Raw genomic sequence first — 18665 nt, 5'->3', positions numbered from 1 at the left:
CCAATCCCGTAGCCGAAGTCGCCAGACTTTGGACGAACTACTCTGATTCATCCAATCTCTGGCGAGATCGGCTACCGACCAATCTCTGGCGAGATCGGCTACGATTTAATTCATCCAAATCTCCGGCGAGATCGGCTACGATGTAAAATAATGCTACCTACCCCACCGCGCCAATCATGGTTTAAGTCAGCGACAACGTGCGTAATCTATCCCACCTCGCAAACTCGGGCGACCTCGCCACCATGGCCCGCATCGCAATTCTGGCGATAATTGCGATGAGTCCGTCGCTTCAAGCAGCGGATGCCATTGAGTACAACCGCGATGTGTTGCCAATCTTGGCGGATAATTGTTTCGCTTGTCATGGTCCCGACAGGGCGACGCGGCAAGCCGAGTTGAGACTGGATACGTTAGCAGACGCGACCAACAGCACTCTGCATGCTGCCGCCATTGTGCCCGGTCAACCGACTCGTTCGGTATTGATGGACCGGATCACGTCGACTGATCCCGAGCAGCGCATGCCACCACCAGTTCACGGTAAATCGCTGAACGATCAACAGATTCAAGTCTTGCGGCAATGGATCATCGAAGGCGCCGAGTATCAACTGCATTGGTCGCTAACACCGCTGTCCAACCGGCCTGACATGCGTGCCAAACTGACCGACAAGCCTACCGCCTACTCAGCGATTGATCGGTTGGTATTGGAAGCCATGCCGGAGGAACTGGTGGGTTTCAATCCTCCGGCCAGTCGCTTGACGTTGGCACGCCGTTTGTATCTGGACTTGACCGGTATGCCGCCGTCGGATGTCGATTTACGCACTATCGAAGATGATCAGCGGGACGATGCGTTGGAGCGCATGATCGATAGCGTGCTGGCCAGTCCACGATTCGGTGAACGTTGGTCGCGCTGGTGGTTAGACTTGGCGCACTATGCCGATAGCGATGGTTATCTGCAAGATTTTTTGCGACCCCATGCATGGCGTTATCGCGATTGGGTGGTCGATGCCTTCAATAGCGACATGCCATTTGATCGTTTCACCGTCGCCCAGTTGGCTGGCGACTTATTAGCTGAGGGTGCGTCGGGAGACGAAGCGCAACAACTGCGCATGGCCACAGGCTTTCTGCGCAATACTCTCAGCAATCGCGAAGGCGGTGCGGACTTGGAAGAGTATCGCGTGCGTCAAGTCGTTGATCGCACGGTTACGGTATCGACGACCTGGTTAGGTCTGACCATCGCCTGTGCCGAATGTCACGACCACAAGTATGACCCGCTGACGCAACTCGATTTCTATCGACTATACGCCTACTTTAATAACTGCGACGAAGTCAACATCGATGCACCGCTCGCTGATGAGCAAGCGACATTTGCAATCGCGTGGGCTAACTACCTGGCTAATCGGCAACAAATCATCGGCGAAAAGTCTGCAGAGATGGAGCGACTGCAAGCTGCGTGGGAAGACAAGCTGTTGTGGACCGAGAAGAATCCAGGTGTCGATCATCGCTGGGATCGGCTGCTGGAAGTGCTGGGGCTGATCTGGGGACAAGGTAACGGAGAAGGGCAACTGGAAGGCCTGAACATTGTAAAGACTCCGCGTGAGCTGCGTTCAGCTGCCGAACACGCTAGGTTGCAAGACTATTTTCTGCAGCACGGGTCGCTGATTGATTCCACCGCGTTCACACAGTTGGAATTGGAGAGGCTCAGCACCAAGCTTGCCGCTTTAACAGCCCAGCTGCCTTCAGTCAGTCGCCCCCAAACGATCACTACCGCACGCCGCTTCCGGACGACGCACGTGCACACGCGCGGAGATTTCCGACGACCAGCTCAGGCCGTTCAGCCGGGCATCCCTCAGATTTTTGTTAGTGATGCCACGCCACAACCCGCCGATCGTCATGCATTGGCACTTTGGCTAACCTCTGCCGAAAACCCGCTGGCCGCCCGTGTGCTGGTCAATCGAATATGGCAAGAGTTATTTGGCCGCGGACTGGTTAGCACTTCCGAAAACCTGGGCGTGCGCGGGGCTGTGCCATCGCATCCAGAACTGCTCGACTGGTTAGCCAGCCAACTCGTTCGAAGGCAGTGGAGTCTGAAGCAACTCATTCGACAGATTGTTAGTAGCCAAGTCTATCAACAATCTTCGTATGCCGATCCGCGTAAGTTGAACTTGGATCCACAGAATGTTTGGCTGGCCCGCAGCTCGCGCTTGCGTCTGCCTGCCGAAGCGGTTCGCGACATGATCTTGACCAGCAGTGGTTTGTTGGACCAGCGGCTTGGCGGCCCAAGCGTGCGACCACCACAGCCCTTGAGTGTCATTAGCGAAGGCTTTGATAACAAGTGGGAGGTCAGCCCTGGTGGTGATCGCTATCGACGTGGACTCTATACCTTTTGGCAACGCACCTCTCCCTTTGCCCAGTCGATTAACTTCGATATGCCGGACAGCAGCCGTAGTTGCACCAGGCGCGAGCGCTCCAATACTCCACTGCAAGCCCTTGCTCTCATGAACGATCCGGTCTTGCTCGAAGGGGCCGTGATGGCCGCGTATCGCCTCGTTCACACCCCATCCAGTTCGAGTGCGGCGCGGCTCGACAATCTGCATCGACACTTGCTAGGCCACCCACCCACTGCATCGCAGCGCGAGATCTTGATGAACTTCTGGCAAGCTCAAATGAACCGTTTCGCAAATCAGCCGTCACAGGCCGTCGATGTGGTTAGTCATCGACCGGAACATGTTGCGCCTCATAACGATGTCGCGGAGTGGGCTGCTTGGACGATGGTCGCCAGTGTCCTCTTGAATCTTGACGAAGCGATTAACAGGCCATGAATCACGCTCGCGACTATACGACGTCACCGATTGTTCACTCGCGCCGAGAGCTGCTGCAGCGTGCTGCTTACGGTTTGGGGGCCACCGCCCTGTGGCAGTACATGCAAGGTTCGGCCAGTGCACACGAACCGGCCACTCATTTTGCACCCCGAGCCAAACGTGTGATCTTCATTTTTATGTCGGGTGGACCATCGCACTTGGATTTGCACGATCCAAAACCTCTGATGACCAAGCTGCATGGCCAGCCAGTACCTGACTCGTTGTTGACTACGCTGGCTGATCCGATCATCAAGAACAGTGCGCGAGTCATGGCCAGCCCACGCACATTTCGGCGTTATGGTCAGTGCGGTATGGACTTCTCGGACTTCTTGCCTCACACAGGCAAACTGGCTGACGAGATCTGCATGATTCGCTCGATGGTGACCGATCAAAGCAACCATGATCCCGCGCAGCTGCTGCTCAACAGCGGGACGCCCTTGTTTGGCAATCCGAGCATGGGGGCCTGGGTCAATTATGGACTGGGCAGCGTGTGCGATAATTTGCCGGGCTATGTCGTGCTGTTATCCAACTCGGGCAAGGGAGTCGATGCAGGTACAGCCCTGTGGAGCAGCGGGTTCTTGCCATCGGCTTATCGCGGGGTTACCTTTCGCAGCACAGGTGATCCCATTCTGCACTTGTCCAATCCCAAAGGCATTGACCAGGCGGCTCAGTCCGAGCGATTGAATACCATTCTCGAACTGAATCGTATGCAGCTGGCGGAGTCGGGGGACACCGAAATCGAGTCGCGGATAGCTGCTTATGAGTTGGCCTTTCGCATGCAAGCGGCAGCCCCCGAGTTGATCGACCTCAACCACGAAGCCGCTCAGACTCAATCCCTGTATGGTCTGGATAACCCGGTGACACGGCCGTTTGGCGTCAATTGCCTCTTGGCTCGCCGCATGATCGAGCGCGGTGTGCGTTTCGTTCAACTATTTCATTCCACCTGGGACGATCACAGCAGCCTGAACGACAACTTGCAAACCAACTGCGCCATGACCGATCAACCCACAGCCGCGCTACTGACCGATTTGAAGCAGCGTGGTTTGCTGGACGATACACTGGTGGTATGGGCCGGCGAGTTCGGTCGAACGCCGATGGCAGAAGTGCGCCGCGGCTCAGCAACTGGTAAAGAAGGTCGTGATCATCATCCCTTCGCCTTTACGATCTGGATGGCAGGTGGAGGTACCAAGCCAGGTTACATTCACGGAGCCACCGATGAGTTTGGATACAACGTGATTAATTCGCCCGTGCACGTTCATGACTTACAAGCTACGATGTTGCATTTGCTTGGCATCGACCACAAACGCTTAACCTACCGTTTCAACGGCCGAGATTATCGTCTGACCGACGTGCATGGAAACGTGGTTAGTCAAATCCTCGCCTGATGTGATGTGATGTGACCAGCGCTCGTTTAACCCGTAGCCGCCAGGCGAGGCGCACCCAGTGTAGCGACTCTGCCAATCACCGTAACGCTTCCAATCTCTGGCCAGATCAGCTACGAGACCCAATCGTGAAAAACATCTTAGCGGTTTGTATAACCTTAACTCTAGCCGGTCTGACCTATGGTGCTCGACCCAACATTGTAGTGATGCTGGTCGACGATATGGGAGTGATGGATACATCAGTACCGTTTTTAACGGACCAGCAGGGTAGCCCCACTCGTTATCCACTTAATGACTACTATCGCACGCCAAATATGGAACGTCTGGCAGCTCAGGGAATTCGTTTCAACAACTTCTGCGCGATGAGTGTTTGTTCGCCGACGCGTGTGTCGATCATGACCGGTCAGAACGCGGCCAGGCATCGTACGACCAACTGGATCAATCCTGATCAAAACAACGGCGGTCCCCAAGGTCCGCCTGACTGGAACTGGCAAGGACTCAAGAAATCCGATGTTACCTTGTCGCGACTATTGCAAGAGCAGGGGTATCGCACGATCCACGTGGGCAAAGGGCACTTCGGTCCACGCAATTCTGAGGGAGCAGATCCGCAGAATCTGGGATTCGACATCAACGTAGGCGGTGGCGCTTTTGGCTCGCCCGCTTCTTATTACGGCCAGCAGAACTATGGCAACGCCGGGGGCAGTGTCGAAAAGTCGTCGCCATCGGCCGTGCCCGGTCTTGAAAAGTATGCTGGCAGCGATGTGTTCTTGACGGATGCGTTGACCACGGAAGCACTAAAGCATGTAGCGCAAGCCGTCAGTGATCAACGACCATTCTATTTGTACTTTCCCCAGTATGCCGTGCATGCTCCATTCAACTCTGATCCACGCTTTGCGAATCATTACGGGCAGAGCGGCCAACCCAAGCCCGCGCAAGCCTTTGCCACATTGATCGAAGGCGTCGATCATTCCTTAGGCCGCGTGCTCGATCAGCTCGAGGAACTAGGCGTAGCCGAAAATACTCTACTGATCTTTTTGGGCGACAACGGAACTGACGCGCCACTTGGACATGAACATGCTGTAGCCTGCGCGGCTCCACTGCGTGGCAAGAAGGGTTCGCATTACGAGGGTGGTATGCGCGTACCATTTATTGCCGCTTGGGCCAAGCCTGACTCGAGCCAAGTGACTCAACAGCAGTGGCCCATTGCGCAGGCAGCCATCCAATCGCAGCAGGCAGCCGTTTATGACCTGTTCCCTACGTTGTTGGAGTTGGCCAACGTAGACGCGCCCGCACAACATATCGTCGATGGCCGGTCACTGAAGAGCTTGCTGACCGGCCGGACCGATCCCAACCGCCCGCAGCAATTCTTGATGCACTATCCTCACGCACCGCATCGCACCAACTACTGGACAAGTTTGCGCGACGACAACTGGAAAGTCATCTATCATTATTTTCCGACCGAAGTATCGGGCGATTCGCACTACCAACTATTCGACTTGGCCAGCGATCCCTTCGAACAACATGATCTAGCCAGCACCCAGCCCGAAGTTTTAGCGCGCATGATGCGAACCATGGTAGCCCAACTAGACGATTGCCATGCCGTCTACCCGCTCAACGCCGGCCAACCCAAGGTGCCGTAGCGGAATGCGTCAAGCATTTCGTAAGTAGCGGAATGCGTCAGGCATTTCGTAAGTAGCGAACCGAAAGCCTTGACGGCTTCCGCTACAAGGCTACAAGGCTTCCGCTACAAGGCTTCCGCTACAAGGCTGACTTAAAGTAGCAGCGCTCCAGCCATTTGCCAAACTCCAGCACTGGCAAAATGGTGTGAGCCCAGAAGACGATGCACAACCATTCTACTAGGGTCAGCGGCGAAACTTCGAACGCGCGCTGGAGAAACGGAACATACAAGATCAATAGTAAGAGCCCAATTTCCCAAACAATCGCCAAGTTCAACCAGCGATTGGAGAACGGCCGGTGCAACACATGTTGGTGGTCCGAGCGATAGGCGTAAGCTTTGGAGAACTCAATCAACACCAATGACACAAAGGTCATCGTCATGGCGTGCTGGTCGCTATATCCCCAAGCGCGAGCGCCGATAAACAAGCTTAGATTGGCAAACGTGGACCAAAAACCACCCAGGAGCATCAAGCGCACAACTGACGGCGTAAAGATCCCAGTGCGAGGATTGCGCGGCGGCAAGCTCATGATGTCATCTTCGGGCGGATCGACCGCCAGAGCCAGCGCGGGCAGACCATCGGTGGCCAGATTGACATACAGAATCTGCACGGCGGTCAGTGGCATGGGCAGACCGACCAGCGAGGCCCCAGCCATCAATCCAATTTCGCCAATATTGGCCGACAGCAAGTACATCAAGTACTTCTTGATGTTGCCGTAAATACCCCGACCTTCTTCGATAGCCGCGACAATCGAGGCAAAGTTATCATCGGTCAGCGTCATCACGGCCGCTTCTTTGGTGACATCGGTCCCCGTGATGCCCATTGCAATGCCAATATCGGCTTTGCGCAGCGCTGGCGCGTCGTTGACCCCGTCACCGGTCATCGCCACAACTTCACCGCGAGCTTGCAACGCGCCCACGACACGCAACTTGTGGGCGGGTGATACGCGCGCATAGACTTCGATGTGGGTGATCTGATCCTGCAAGGCTTCATCGGACATCGCATCCAATTCTGCGCCCGTGACGACCCGACCTTGTTTGTGGATGCCCAGTTGACCCGCGATGGCTTTAGCCGTCAGCGGATGGTCACCGGTAATCATGATGACCTTGATGCCTGCGTCTACACACTTGGCAACGGCCGATTTCGCTTCGGGGCGCGAAGGATCGATCATACCTGCCAAGCCCAACAACGTTAGATTCTCGTTGATCGAATCGCGAGTGGCGTTTTCCTGCTTGGCAATCGCCAAGACGCGTAGCGCATTTTCGGCCATGGTTCGGGCGACCTGGTTTACCGTATGCCGATCTCTTTCACCGAGGGGTTGCGTTCCGTCGCCGGTGATCCATGAACTGCACCTGGCCAGCAAGACTTCGGGCGCGCCCTTGGAATAGGCCAACCGACTTTGCGCGTGCTGATGCAGAGTCGTCATGCGTTTAGATTCAGAACTAAATGGGACTTCGTCGACGCGCGGATATTCGTCCTCTAATTCGGGACGTTCCAATTTGGCTTTCGCCGCTACCACCACCAGCGCTCCTTCGGTGGGATCACCTTGAATGTGCCAGCGGTTTTCTTGTTTGTCGTGAACCAGGTGTGCATCGGAAGCCAACACGCCGGCTTGCAAAAATTCTCGGAGCACAGGCGTAAGTTCCGCGGGCTGGCCATCCATACTGAATTGTCCATGTGGCTCATAACCCGCTCCGGAAACTGTCAGCAGCTGGCCACCAACGTACAATTGCTGCACGGTCATCTCATCTTTGGTGAGCGTCCCAGTTTTGTCGGAGCATATCACGCTCGTGCTACCGAGTGTTTCCACCGCCGGTAGACGCCGCACCAGTGCATTGCGTTTGACCATTCTCTGCACGCCGATGGCTAGCGAAACCGTGACGACTGCCGGCAAGGCTTCGGGGACAACCGCCACAGCCAAGGCGATACCGAACAATACTAATTCGGTAATCGATTGCTCATGTTCCTGTCGGCGCACCAGTCCCGAAACTACGATGACCAGCACGATAACCAAGGCCACCACAGCCAACACTCGCCCCACGCGATCCAGATTCTCCTGGAGTGGCGTGCGCATTTGTTTGATGCCTTGCAGCATCTTGGCAATCTTGCCAAACTCGGTGCTCATGCCAGTGGCGATCACCATGGCGCGTCCACGGCCGTAGGTTACTGCCGTCCCAGCGAAGAGTGTATTGGTACGATCGCCCGCGGATAGATCTGGCTCGGGCAGTGGTTCAATGTGTTTGATGATGGGCACCGATTCGCCCGTCAACGCAGCCTCGTCCGCTTGCAAATTGTGACATTCCATCAGCCGACAGTCAGCCGGCACTTTATCGCCGGCCTTGAGCAATACTACATCGCCAGGCACCAATTCTCGCGCGGGCAGTTGAACTTCTTCGCCGTCCCGCACGGCGGTCGCTGTCGGCGCGGTCATTTGGTTCAGGGCTTCCATAGCCCGCTCAGCGCGGTACTCTTGGAAGAAACCCAAGGCGACTGCAAACAGCACAATCACGGCTATAATAATGGACTCGGTGCCATGCCCAGTGGCGATCGACAGTACCGTCGCAATGATCAGAATCAGCAGCAATACGTTTTTGAACTGATCGAGCAGAATGCTCCAGGCGGATACCTTTTGCCCGGCAGTCAGCTCGTTGGGACCATACTGGGCCTGGCGGTCGCGCACAGCCTGTTCGGCCAAGCCGATAGCGGATGACTGTAGTTTTTCAGCGACTTCATGGACTGTAAGCGCATGCCAGGCTGTGGATTGATTCGTTGTACTCATAGCGGACTCCTCTCGCATTCAGCAGGCGAAGCCCTTAATATAGCGACATTGCTATGAACATACGTACGACCTATCGCTGGTTGCTGGCAGCATCGGCGGTGATTTCACTTCCAGGGATAGTTGCATGCGTAACGTTCGCCTCGACCGCGCGCTGGGTGGGCCATGCAAGTATCGAACTTCGGTTTGAGGTTGTCGATGAAACTAGCGGTGGACCGATTGCCAACGCGATCATTCATATTCGCGCCGACGCAGAGGGATTGTGTGACGATTCGACGCAGTCCTGGTTGGTCATCGCGACCGATGGAAACGGTCAAGCAACGCAAACAGCGAATGACTGTTTGTGCACTGGATACCACACGATGTTGGTCAGCACACACAGTACCCAGCTGCCGAACTGGCGCTTTCATGCAACCGCCACTGGATTTTCAGCGACCACTTCCGAATACTTGAATGTGCCTAAAAACGCAAATCGGGTCGTGCATGCTCGACCGATATCACGGTTGTCGATACCCATCCGTATGCAGAGATTAAAGCCGTGACAATTTGAAAGACCTTAGTCAACTTCGCCAGTAACCGCTGTCGTCGACCAGATCTCGCAGCGGTACGTTTTTTAGCCAGGCACCGTTGGGAAACTGCAACAGTGCGACCTCGCCATCGATAGCAATCAACTTCGGACGAGCCCCCCTACAATATCGCATGCTGATGGGCACCTCTTGGCCCACCATGGCTTCGATACCGGCCCTCATCTCTTCGGCTTCTTGGTCAAATCTGATTTCAGGTGGATTTCTTCGCATGACAAACACTCCTTTGATGCCGGAGTATCTCAAACGATCGGACTAGGTTGGTCAAGCTTTTCAGTGCCCGACAGTTCTGCGTGCACAATTTCACCTGGAAGAAGTTGCTCGTGTTCGCGAAATTTTCTGAAAGATGCGGCATTCGCGGCGATACCTGAATTCGACAGGAGCATGAAACTCCTGACTTTACCATTCCCGACCTTACCGCGATTTGGAGCTGAAAATGATTAGCTGGCACAGAGACAACCTTTCTCCACCAGAACCAAAATCGATCATTGCTATCTTGATCGGCCTATTGCTGGGCCGATGACCATCAGCGGCGACAGGTCTCGATTGCAACTGGGACTTGTAACGACTTTTTTGAGACGCAGAAACGCAGAAGGTTGCAGAGAAGACCGGTGGGACAAAGAGCTTGAAACTTCCCGATATCAAGAGTTGCCGGACGTTTTATACTCAGCGTGTTCTCTGCGGACTCCGCGAACTCTGCGTTTCAAAACGGATCTGCTGACCTCAAATCCGTGCCAACAATCCGTGTCTATCTGGCTTTGAAATCTAACTGCCCAGCACCATCGACATTAGCTTTCAAAACGACCTTCATTTGCTCGAGCGCGTATTGGGTCTGGGATTGTTGGATAGAGGCTACGCAGTCGTGGGGAACTTGTAGTTGAAAGTCTCGCATATAGGCGTCATTGGCGGTGAATAAGACGCACACTTCAGTCGCCATGCCAGTCAACACGAGCGTTTGGCAACCTAAATATTGCAACAGCGTATCCAGCGTTGTGGAGAAGAATCCCGAGTGTTTGGGTTTGAGCACGAAGTAGTCGTCATCCTCGGGTTTGAGTAGCTCGACGATCTGCTTGCCCTTGACTGACCCATTAAGGCAATGGTGGACTTGGGCGCTAAAATCGGAACGCCACTTCCCGAAGTTGTCGTTGACATAAATGATCGGCACGCGTGCCGCGCGAGCTTTGATCTTCAAGGCACGGATGTTCTCGGCCATCGGTATCGCATGACGCAAGAGCTCCTCACCTCCGGGAAATTCTAGGTCGTTAATCACATCGATCAACAACAAAGCATATTCCGATTTGTCGGGAGCATTACCATGTAAGTCCGCATTCAGCTCCGCCATCCTGTGCCTCCGTAGTGGTGACCTTTCGCTCGACGACCCGGGCTATGAAACCTCGTCGGACACGCTCGAAATGCATATCGCATGCCGCAGGCCCCAGCGCCAGTCATAGGTTTCCGCTTGTGTGGCATAGGCTTCCAGCCTGTGTGCCATGGCTCGATGTCGGAGTGGACTGTCACCTCTCCAAGGCATTGCCTTGGGGAGGTCGAATCGAGCGCTAGCAAGATTCGGGAGGGGTACGGGCAGCGGCGGTGGTTAGTGCCGCAGAAGTCCTGGTGACTTACTTGGCAACCGGTACGATGGCGTCGATACCAAAGTCCAAGTATTGGCCGCCAGTAGTTTGATGACAGTGTATGGCAATCACGTTCTCGCCGACCTCTAACGCAGCTGCCGGTATTTCGATCAACTCGTAGTCTGTCGTGTATCCGTCCAACTCGAGCACCGGCTGACCATTGATATAGATCTCAACGGCTTCATCATGCCAGAGGCGGATGCCGACTCGTGGAGGCAGTTCGGTGAGTTTGACCGTTCTCCGCATCCATAGATCGCTCGTGTTCCATTCCGTTCCGACTTTGGCTTGCGGTGTTTCACGCGTGCCGAGCCCTCCGCGACCGCTAGTCCACTTGTCATCCGAGAAGTCCTTGGCATACCAATCGTCTGCCGGCTTCTTCGTCGTATAGCGACACGCGGCATTGTCGGTCGAACCGACGTTCACCAGTGCGAGCGTCTTGGGAGGTACCGGCATCGTGGCCCAACCCGCAGAGCGCGTCTTGTCTTGAGAAGCATACTTCTTCCAGAGTTGTTGGTCGTAGAGTAATCGCAAGAACACACCACCCACGACAGGTCGAGCAGTAAAGCCGGTCTTCTTCGCCGTCGATGTAAAGTACCAATCGGTCATCGGCAAACGATCCGGCGTCTTATGCAGAAAGCGATAAACGGGAGTTACCAGCGCAGCAAAGTCATCGGGCTTTTCGGTCAAGGTAGCTGTCCACAGAATCCAATCGAGCTTGGTGTAGTCCGAGCGATTGTCCAATGGCAGTCCGTACTCACGCTGCGTTCGCAGGTAGAAAGCCATTTCTTTTTGATACACTTCTTCGGGAAATAAATTCAGCTCCAACACTCGATCCCACACGAGATTGTATTTTTGGCTCCATGATCCGGCTTGATCAAATGCCAGGCGATAATGGTCGCCGTCGTCCGCCGCGGCGATCCATTTCGTGACGAACTGCTGCGCTGTTTGACGATATAGGGCTGCTTCATCGTTGAGCCCGCGCATCTCGCACAGCTGAGCGTAGGCGCCGAGACCACAGATGGCTTTGGCACTGAGATTGACGTTGTGGGCCATATGTCCAGCGAAATCGTCGGTGCAAAGTTGATTCTCGGGATCAAATCCCTTTTCGCGCAAATAGTTGGCCCACTGACTAAGTTGCTTCCAATAACGCGTGGCAAAGTCAGCGTTGCCTTCCATGCGTGCCAGGGCGCCAAAGAGCAGTAGCAAGTTGCCGCACTCTTCCACCGGCATTTGATCGGCTTCGTTGGTCTCGCCACCACCGTACCGTTGCCCGTTGGCTTTTGGATAAGTTCCCAAGTCATGCGGGGCAAACGGAAATCGCCAACGATCCGAAGCGGCATACTCCATGAAGGGAACCAAAAACGACTTGGTTAACGTTGGTCCGAAGAGTAAGAACTGGGGAGCCATAGGATAAAAGACATCTGATGTAGCGATACAACCATTGGAATGATTTTCTTTGCTGAACTGTAGCGGCTGGCCGTTGGCATCGGCCACGAACTTGCCTGCCGCAAAACACTGTCTGAAAGCTAGTGCGCCGATCTGGGCATACTCCTCGCCACCGACGTGTTTTAGATCGGCCATCAGCTCAGCATCAAACTCCAAACACTGCTGCTCAAGCGCAGCATGCTCTGTGACGGCCGCCGCGATCAGGTCGGCAGCCTCCCAACCATCCTTCCTCCAATAGGGTCGCAGTGGATTCTTCATGTATTCGATCGAGTACAGATCGTCATAAGCGATCAGCGCGTAGCGGGAGACTTTCTGTTTGCCAACATCGCCTAGCGACATGGAGATCGCGGCAGCAACATCTTGCGCGGCGAGTGGAAAATTCATGTGGCGTTCTTGCAGCCCACCAGTACCCCGCTGGTCGAATGCTTGACGCATTTCTAGTGCTGGACCAAACGCGGCGGATGGTTTGGCTGACTTATCGGCCGCGACGTACAGATAACCCCATTCGATACGCAGATCATCACCAGATCGCCCTAGCACGCGCTGGCGTGAGGCCCCGAGTTTGAGAGCGACAGAACTATTCAACTTTTCAACGGACCCGGTCACCTTCTGATCGGGTTGATCCGTCGCCAGCTCGCCACGCGATTCAAAGTAGAATTCGACCTGGTGCGATTTGTTGTCGACACTAGCCACTTCACAATTAACGTAAGTGGTCGGACGGCTGAGGATCGACAGATCACTGGGAAGAGCGGGGGTTGTGAATCGCAAGGTAACTGTCACACCTTGACCATTGAACTCATAAATTGTCCGCGTAGGCAGGACTTTAACGGAGACTTGTGGTAGTGCCTCAAGCGTTTGAGGCTCGGCTCCCATCAAGCGAAACGCACGGCCATCGATGCGCACCAAGGCTGCGAGTCGATGGGGGCGTCCGGTCCAGTGGGTGGTCGGGGCTTCGGCCAGGCGATCGGCAGGCGACCAGACACTGAAATACGGGTCACAACTCACCAGCGGCACCGCTGGCGGTCGAAAAGCCTCCTGAGCGTTGACTACCAGAGCCAGGACTGCGCAGAATAGTCCAGATAACACCGTGGCTCGAATATGCATACAAGTTGCCGCCTTCTATTGAAATGCTCTTTGATTGACCGCCTGAGTCATTATTCTACCAGCTGCAGATCAAATCGTGCATTGGCCTGCGGGACGTCGACGGTAAACTGCGGCCCACAGTGCAATACAACAACGGGTATGTCAAAATGTCGACTTGCTTAGTGACGAGCTACATTTTCTTCGCTGTGTGAACCTAAGAGAATTCAATGCGTATCCAACTGCAAAACTCATCTCGTCGCTGCATTCTGGCGCTAATCGCCATTGCGATCAGTAACGTAGGGCTGATCCGCTCTCTCCGGTCGCAAGAGCCGATCAATGATGTGTCACAGTTGTCGGCTCAGCTGGCCTTGCAGTGCAAGACTGCGGGATTGCCTGCCATATGGGCCGGCAGCTTTTATACAGACGGACGCCCCAGCTTGTTGGCGGCCTCGGGCATTCGCAAATGGAAAACCGACGACCAGGCGGACACTGCTGACATTGTTCATTTGGGCTCGTGCACCAAAGCCATGACGGCGATCATTGTTGGACAACTGTGTACCGAGGGCAAACTGACTCTCGATACAAGTCTCGGAGAGATCTTTACCAACAGTGAACTCATCACCGGTTCAACTTGGCGAAACGTGACAGTTCGCGAGTTACTGCAACATCGGAGCGGCATGCCTGGTAACTCCTTGAACTATGCACTCTTCGATGCGCGTCATCCGGATTCTGTGGTAGCTGCCAGGCATGCGTTCCTGGAATCGTTGTGCAAGCGCAGTCGAACTAAATCGCCGCGATTCAACTACTCCAACGAAGGCTATATCACCTTGGGCCATATTGCTGAGGAGTTAACCGGCAAACCTTGGGAAGAGTTGATGCAGGAACGAATTTTTGCGCCGCTGGAAATTACCAGTGCTGGTTTTGGTCCGGTGGGTGAGCCCGATGGAACACCTAAAGGTCAAACGCTGCCACAGCGGGCTTGGGGTCACACGCCCGCGGTCAACTTATCCGATGTATTGGCGGCATTTGTGGGTGCAGATTCCAACAAGAACTTGGAGCCAATTCAGCTTGATAATTCTCGTTGCCTCGGTCCAGCCGGCCGCGTACATATGAATTTGAGTGACTGGTCCAAGTTTGTGCTGCCTTTTGCCAGCGACGCAGGTTACCAACGGCTTAACGTTTCCGAGGAAGTTTGGGGCGAGCTGCTCACACCACCTGCCGGCAGTGCAGACGGCGAGCGATATGCGGCAGGCTGGATTGTCTTGAATCAACCCTCGCTCGGCGGCCAGGCTTACTTTCACAACGGCAGCAATACGACGTGGTATTGCTACGCGCTGGCTGTGCCTGACAAGCAGCAATGTGTGTTGATCGCAACCAACGTCTTCAGCGACGCCAGCCGCAAAGCCTGCAACGACTTAGCCTACCAGATGTTGGGACTTCCCAAATCAGCGGAGTAATCTTCGTCTCCTTTCGCTCCGCGAAAGGCCAGCGCTCGTAGAGCGCCGCATCTCCACACACTCAACGTCTGTCCCACGCTCTCGATCGCCTGAAGCGCGGGGACACCCCACTGGTCATTTTGCTAGCGTCACCAATACTCGCGCGGGGACAGACCCGACGCTCGCAATGCGTCTGTCCCCACTTCGATCCGCCCCGCTGTCTCAAGTCTCTGACACCCAACATCTGTCCCCCTCTTCGCCCCTCTCTCGAGCGCGTGAGCGTGGGGACACACTCAGCGTGGGGACACACCACTGGTCAGTTTGCTAGCGTCACCAACAATAAGCGCGCGGGGACAGACCCTGCGTGAGTGCGGGGACACACCACGGGGTGTTTTGCTAGCGTCACCAATATGCGCTCGGGGACAGACCCGGCGCACCTAGAGGGTCCGTCCCTGTCCGCTCCGCACCCGCTAGCCCATTTCTTTCACACCCAGCGTCTGTCCCCGCTCTCGAGCGCGGGGACACACCACAGACCGGACAGACCGGATAGACCCTGAGCGCTGGCGGCTTGCATCCACGTGAAGTGGCAGAAGCCATTGGCAGAGCAAAGGAACACAAGAGGCGGCCACGCCATGCAATCTAAACGCTTAGATGCTCGCAGCCAAGTTCGGTTAGTGGGTTCACCTAGCCTGGCGGCTACGGGTTAAACGATTGCAAGGCCGCTTCTCTATTGCCCGCTTCTTTTTGCGAAGCAACAGGAGACTATGTGCCAACCCAATCAAGAGGAACGTCGACGGTTCTGGGACGGCCACAAAAGTGAGGTGGCCGATCGACAATTGCGGTGCCACGCCATTGCTGCCGGTAAAGACGAATTCAATTTGGCTAATCGCTCCCAGGCCCGAGATGGGGGCAGAGAAAGACGAGAAAGGTATCAAGAGGTCGGAGTTGGCGCTAGCTGGTATCGTCGTGGTCAAGCTGGTCACCGACGAAGTTGGAGAACCCGTGAGAGTTATGGCTACATTCCAGGCTGAGTTGCTGACAATGTCGCGTAGTTCGATTCCCGAGGCCCCCATCGCTGTCAAATTGTCCGAGGGGGTGGAATCGATATAGTTCAACTGAAAACGACCCTCAAACGGATTGGCATACGGATTGACCGCCAGGTTAATCCTGCCTGCGTCAGCGGTCATCGACACGGCCGTGTTGAGCGTTCCCAGACTGTAGCCGCGACCGTCCCCGTAGATACCGGCTCCTGTCAGCGTGCCACCTTCGCTGCCTACGATAACGCCATCTATGGTTACAGACTGTGGAGTTTCCCACGAATCAATCAGGAAACCAGCCGACAGTTGAGCTGAAAAAGCCAGGCAGATCGAACTTGCCAACACCAACATTCGAGCAGCGCACATCGCGTTTCGGTCTCCATTCCCAGTTAAGTAGTGATAGCTGGGCAAAGTTTAACAGTTCCAGGCTTTGGGTAGAACCCATCGTCCACAGGGACTCAGCACCCCAAAGAGGAGTGAACCGACTGTCATTAGTCGGACACCTCCCAAACAATCAAACTGTCTGCTTAATGCAGCCAACTCATGTCTATGCCTATTCAGCGTCGATCACGTTTTGGGCAAACGCAGCATAGGCAGCTCCGATTTGCCGAGCCATCTTGTCGGGGAAGACATGAAATTGGCCGCTCTTAAAAGCATCGAGTAAGGCGGCCACGACAGTCTCCGGAGAATCGGCTACTTCTCCCAGGCCAGCCGAATGAGCCATGTCGGTCGCAATCGGCCCAGGATGTACACTGAACACCTGCGTGCCTTGGCCAGCCATGACACTCCTTAAGGCCTGAGTCAAACTATAAGCAGCTGCTTTGGAAGCGCAATACGTGCTGAAGTCGGGGAAACACTTCATCGACACGACCGAGTTGAGTTGTACGAACGCGCCTCCGCCGTTCTGTTTCAGCACCGGCGCAAATGCTTGAGCTATCCTGAGCAGGCCAAAGACGTTGGTATCCAGTTCCTCTTGCAAGCAGCCGATGGCGTCGCTGGAAAGCGGCCCAGATGTTCTTAGAATTCCTGCGTTGTTGATCACCAACTCAACATCGCTACACTGGGCAGCGGCTGCAGTGATAGTTTCTGGTCGCGTCAAGTCCAGGGCTACGGCGGTCACTTTATCGCCCAATTGCTGCTTGAGCGCGTCGACCGACTCGGGTTTTCTGACTGCAGCGTAGACTTTGGCCGCCCCTGCGCCAATCAAACCTTCCACCAAGGCTCTACCTATGCCGCGATTGGCGCCGGTCACCAAAACCACTTTGCCGCTTATTTCAAAACTCATCGTTCATATTCCTCTTAGATAGATGCACAGTTTTAGAAACGTTTGCAACTTATTCTAACCATGTAGACGGGTGTATGTGCTCAATCCGAGCCAGGGCCATTCGCGGCTGTGTCGACTAGCACCTATACTGTGACAAGCATTTCCCGCGGAAGGCGATTGGTCAAATCACGGAGGCAAAGATGGAGCCAGCACCAACCAGCAGCGTCGAGCCTGGAGTTCCTAACAAGAGTTTCGCGCGCCGCTTCAGCTTGAAGCAAATCATGGCGCAAACGGCCATTGCGTCGCTGTTCTGCGCGTCGCTCATTCAAGACAATGACTGGTGGCTGGCGACGTTAGTCACAATTACGATCGCCATCATCGTGAACGAAATTCTGGCAGTTGTCTTTGGTTTGGGAGACCGCCGAGCATTCGGCATCGGACATACACTGGCCGCCTGCTTGTTGCCGTTTTCGGTGTATGTGGGTCCCCTGACGTTGCCGTTCCTAATAACACGCGAACTAATCGAGTTTATTGCCACGTTCCGCGCAATCGAAGAAGAGCGATTCTTAATCGTCGCCTTTATCTTTTGGCTGCACGTGTCCTGTCGATCAAGTGGCTACATGGCCGTTTACTGGCATCGCCGCCGAGCGAGCATGCTGACAGGAATGCATAACGCGGGCATGGCGTAAAGCAGCCAGGAAACGACAATTATTTTACGTGTAAAGTAATTGCGGGGTGTTGTTCCTACTTCTACTTGATTCGTCAGCGCATTCAACGAGTAGGAGTAGGAGTAGGAGTAGGAGTAGGAGTAGGAGTAGGAGTAGGAGTAGGAGTAGGAGTAGGAGTAGGATTGCGTAGAGGTAGATTGGTCAGCGGGGTTGTTCAAGTTAACCAAAGGCACCGCGTGCAAAAGTGCCACTCCTGCCCCAATTCCGAATTCTACATGGCTACTTCGAAGTCAGCTCGATCTTGATATCGTCTTTGCCCGAATCCGGCACACTGCAGGTCAGACCCGAAGTGACCACCGACGAATACTTCTTGGGCAAGCCATAGCTGATGGTGACTTCTGCGCCGCCGCCCTCGTTGCCCTTGAGCAATGTCTTGCTAACTTGCACTTTGTATTCGCCAGGTACCGCCCCTTTCTTCTCGCCGTTATGGGCCAGACTGAAGCGGCCTTGAGAATCGGTGGTAGCCGAGGCTGGATTGGTAGCGTTGTTGTCAATGAAAACGACTTGGGCTTTGTCGACTGGATTGCCATCAAGCGTGACCACGCCAGAAGCATTGACCGTCTTCGGGCCCGACTCAGGAGTGCATCCAGTGGCCAAAACAGCCAGACACATTAGCAGATATTTCATAAATGTCTCAATGATCCGTGTAAACGTATTGGTGATTGATTGACGTCCGCTTACCCGTAACGGACACCGTCAAGCATTTCGTATCCTCTGCGTAGCGGATACCTTCAAGGTTTTCGTCCCATACGATCCAACCGAATAGC

General features: G+C 54.8%; 13 protein-coding genes. 6 read left to right on the top strand and 7 right to left on the bottom strand.

Annotated features, from left to right (window positions below; genetic code table 11):
• The first annotated feature begins 275 nt into the window (after nucleotides 1-275).
• From SH573x_RS13175 to SH573x_RS13165, 3 genes are all read left to right on the top strand, one after another.
• Nucleotides 276-2816: a PSD1 and planctomycete cytochrome C domain-containing protein gene (locus SH573x_RS13175; protein WP_479355713.1), complete on the top strand. Its 2541-nt coding sequence runs from the start codon at nucleotides 276-278 to the stop codon at nucleotides 2814-2816.
• Nucleotides 2813-4240, top strand: a complete 1428-nt coding sequence (locus tag SH573x_RS13170) for a DUF1501 domain-containing protein (RefSeq protein ID WP_479355712.1) — start codon at nucleotides 2813-2815, stop codon at nucleotides 4238-4240. The genes SH573x_RS13175 and SH573x_RS13170 overlap by 4 nt, the downstream gene beginning before the upstream one ends.
• 125 nt (nucleotides 4241-4365) lie before the next feature.
• On the top strand, nucleotides 4366-5877 hold the full coding sequence (locus tag SH573x_RS13165) for a sulfatase (protein ID WP_479355710.1): 1512 nt from the start codon (nucleotides 4366-4368) through the stop codon (nucleotides 5875-5877).
• 118 nt (nucleotides 5878-5995) lie between these two features.
• On the opposite strand, the gene SH573x_RS13160 is transcribed toward SH573x_RS13165, so the two are convergent.
• A complete protein-coding gene (locus tag SH573x_RS13160) occupies nucleotides 5996-8692 on the bottom strand; it encodes a cation-translocating P-type ATPase (RefSeq protein WP_479355708.1) in 2697 nt (898 codons plus the stop codon).
• A 53-nt stretch (nucleotides 8693-8745) separates the two neighbouring features.
• Here SH573x_RS13160 and SH573x_RS13155 point away from each other — a divergent pair, with 53 nt between their 5' ends.
• Complete coding sequence (locus tag SH573x_RS13155) at nucleotides 8746-9231, top strand: hypothetical protein (protein ID WP_479355707.1); 486 nt, start codon at nucleotides 8746-8748, stop codon at nucleotides 9229-9231.
• An 18-nt stretch (nucleotides 9232-9249) separates the two neighbouring features.
• Here SH573x_RS13155 and SH573x_RS13150 read toward each other — a convergent pair whose 3' ends face one another.
• From SH573x_RS13150 to SH573x_RS13140, 3 genes are all read right to left on the bottom strand, one after another.
• On the bottom strand, nucleotides 9250-9486 hold the full coding sequence (locus SH573x_RS13150) for a hypothetical protein (protein ID WP_479355705.1): 237 nt from the start codon (nucleotides 9484-9486) through the stop codon (nucleotides 9250-9252).
• A 535-nt stretch (nucleotides 9487-10021) separates the two neighbouring features.
• Nucleotides 10022-10615 carry a cysteine hydrolase family protein gene (locus SH573x_RS13145; RefSeq protein ID WP_479355704.1) on the bottom strand — a complete coding sequence of 198 codons (594 nt, stop codon included), beginning with the start codon at nucleotides 10613-10615 and terminating at the stop codon, nucleotides 10022-10024.
• A 277-nt stretch (nucleotides 10616-10892) separates the two neighbouring features.
• Entirely contained in the window at nucleotides 10893-13454 is a 2562-nt protein-coding gene (locus tag SH573x_RS13140; RefSeq protein WP_479355702.1) for a glutaminase family protein, read from the bottom strand.
• Between the two features lie 206 nt (nucleotides 13455-13660).
• On the opposite strand from SH573x_RS13140, the gene SH573x_RS13135 reads away from it, so the two are divergent.
• Nucleotides 13661-14890 (top strand): serine hydrolase domain-containing protein, encoded by a 1230-nt coding sequence (locus SH573x_RS13135; protein WP_479355701.1) that lies wholly within the window; start codon nucleotides 13661-13663, stop codon nucleotides 14888-14890.
• Nucleotides 14891-15549: 659 nt separating this feature from the next.
• Here the strand turns inward: SH573x_RS13135 and SH573x_RS13130 are convergent.
• Both SH573x_RS13130 and SH573x_RS13125 read right to left on the bottom strand, forming a co-directional pair.
• Complete coding sequence (locus tag SH573x_RS13130) at nucleotides 15550-16272, bottom strand: PEP-CTERM sorting domain-containing protein (protein ID WP_479355700.1); 723 nt, start codon at nucleotides 16270-16272, stop codon at nucleotides 15550-15552.
• A gap of 187 nt (nucleotides 16273-16459) precedes the next feature.
• Nucleotides 16460-17191: an SDR family oxidoreductase gene (locus SH573x_RS13125; RefSeq protein ID WP_479355698.1), complete on the bottom strand. Its 732-nt coding sequence runs from the start codon at nucleotides 17189-17191 to the stop codon at nucleotides 16460-16462.
• Between the two features lie 179 nt (nucleotides 17192-17370).
• Here SH573x_RS13125 and SH573x_RS13120 point away from each other — a divergent pair, with 179 nt between their 5' ends.
• Nucleotides 17371-17859 carry a hypothetical protein gene (locus SH573x_RS13120; RefSeq protein ID WP_479355697.1) on the top strand — a complete coding sequence of 163 codons (489 nt, stop codon included), beginning with the start codon at nucleotides 17371-17373 and terminating at the stop codon, nucleotides 17857-17859.
• 258 nt (nucleotides 17860-18117) lie between these two features.
• On the opposite strand, the gene SH573x_RS13115 is transcribed toward SH573x_RS13120, so the two are convergent.
• Entirely contained in the window at nucleotides 18118-18525 is a 408-nt protein-coding gene (locus tag SH573x_RS13115; RefSeq protein WP_479355695.1) for a carboxypeptidase-like regulatory domain-containing protein, read from the bottom strand.
• Between the last annotated feature and the right edge of the window lie 140 nt (nucleotides 18526-18665).

It is taken from the genome of Rania fehmarnensis, assembly GCF_056494185.1.
Note: the sequence above shows the minus strand (reverse complement) of the source record. Positions and strands in the feature narration are given on the sequence as shown.

Excerpts from the sequence above, each read along its gene's own strand:
- SH573x_RS13160 (WP_479355708.1), bottom strand. The coding sequence starts at position 8,692 with ATGAGTACAACGAATCAATCCACAGCCTGGCATGCGCTTACAGTCCAT.
- SH573x_RS13115 (WP_479355695.1), bottom strand. The coding sequence starts at position 18,525 with ATGAAATATCTGCTAATGTGTCTGGCTGTTTTGGCCACTGGATGCACT.
- SH573x_RS13125 (WP_479355698.1), bottom strand. The coding sequence starts at position 17,191 with ATGAGTTTTGAAATAAGCGGCAAAGTGGTTTTGGTGACCGGCGCCAAT.
- SH573x_RS13145 (WP_479355704.1), bottom strand. The coding sequence starts at position 10,615 with ATGGCGGAGCTGAATGCGGACTTACATGGTAATGCTCCCGACAAATCG.
- SH573x_RS13150 (WP_479355705.1), bottom strand. The coding sequence starts at position 9,486 with ATGCGAAGAAATCCACCTGAAATCAGATTTGACCAAGAAGCCGAAGAG.
- SH573x_RS13135 (WP_479355701.1), top strand. The coding sequence starts at position 13,661 with ATGCGTATCCAACTGCAAAACTCATCTCGTCGCTGCATTCTGGCGCTA.
- SH573x_RS13170 (WP_479355712.1), top strand. The coding sequence starts at position 2,813 with ATGAATCACGCTCGCGACTATACGACGTCACCGATTGTTCACTCGCGC.
- SH573x_RS13155 (WP_479355707.1), top strand. The coding sequence starts at position 8,746 with ATGAACATACGTACGACCTATCGCTGGTTGCTGGCAGCATCGGCGGTG.
- SH573x_RS13120 (WP_479355697.1), top strand. The coding sequence starts at position 17,371 with ATGGAGCCAGCACCAACCAGCAGCGTCGAGCCTGGAGTTCCTAACAAG.
- SH573x_RS13175 (WP_479355713.1), top strand. The coding sequence starts at position 276 with ATGAGTCCGTCGCTTCAAGCAGCGGATGCCATTGAGTACAACCGCGAT.
- SH573x_RS13130 (WP_479355700.1), bottom strand. The coding sequence starts at position 16,272 with ATGTGCGCTGCTCGAATGTTGGTGTTGGCAAGTTCGATCTGCCTGGCT.
- SH573x_RS13140 (WP_479355702.1), bottom strand. The coding sequence starts at position 13,454 with ATGCATATTCGAGCCACGGTGTTATCTGGACTATTCTGCGCAGTCCTG.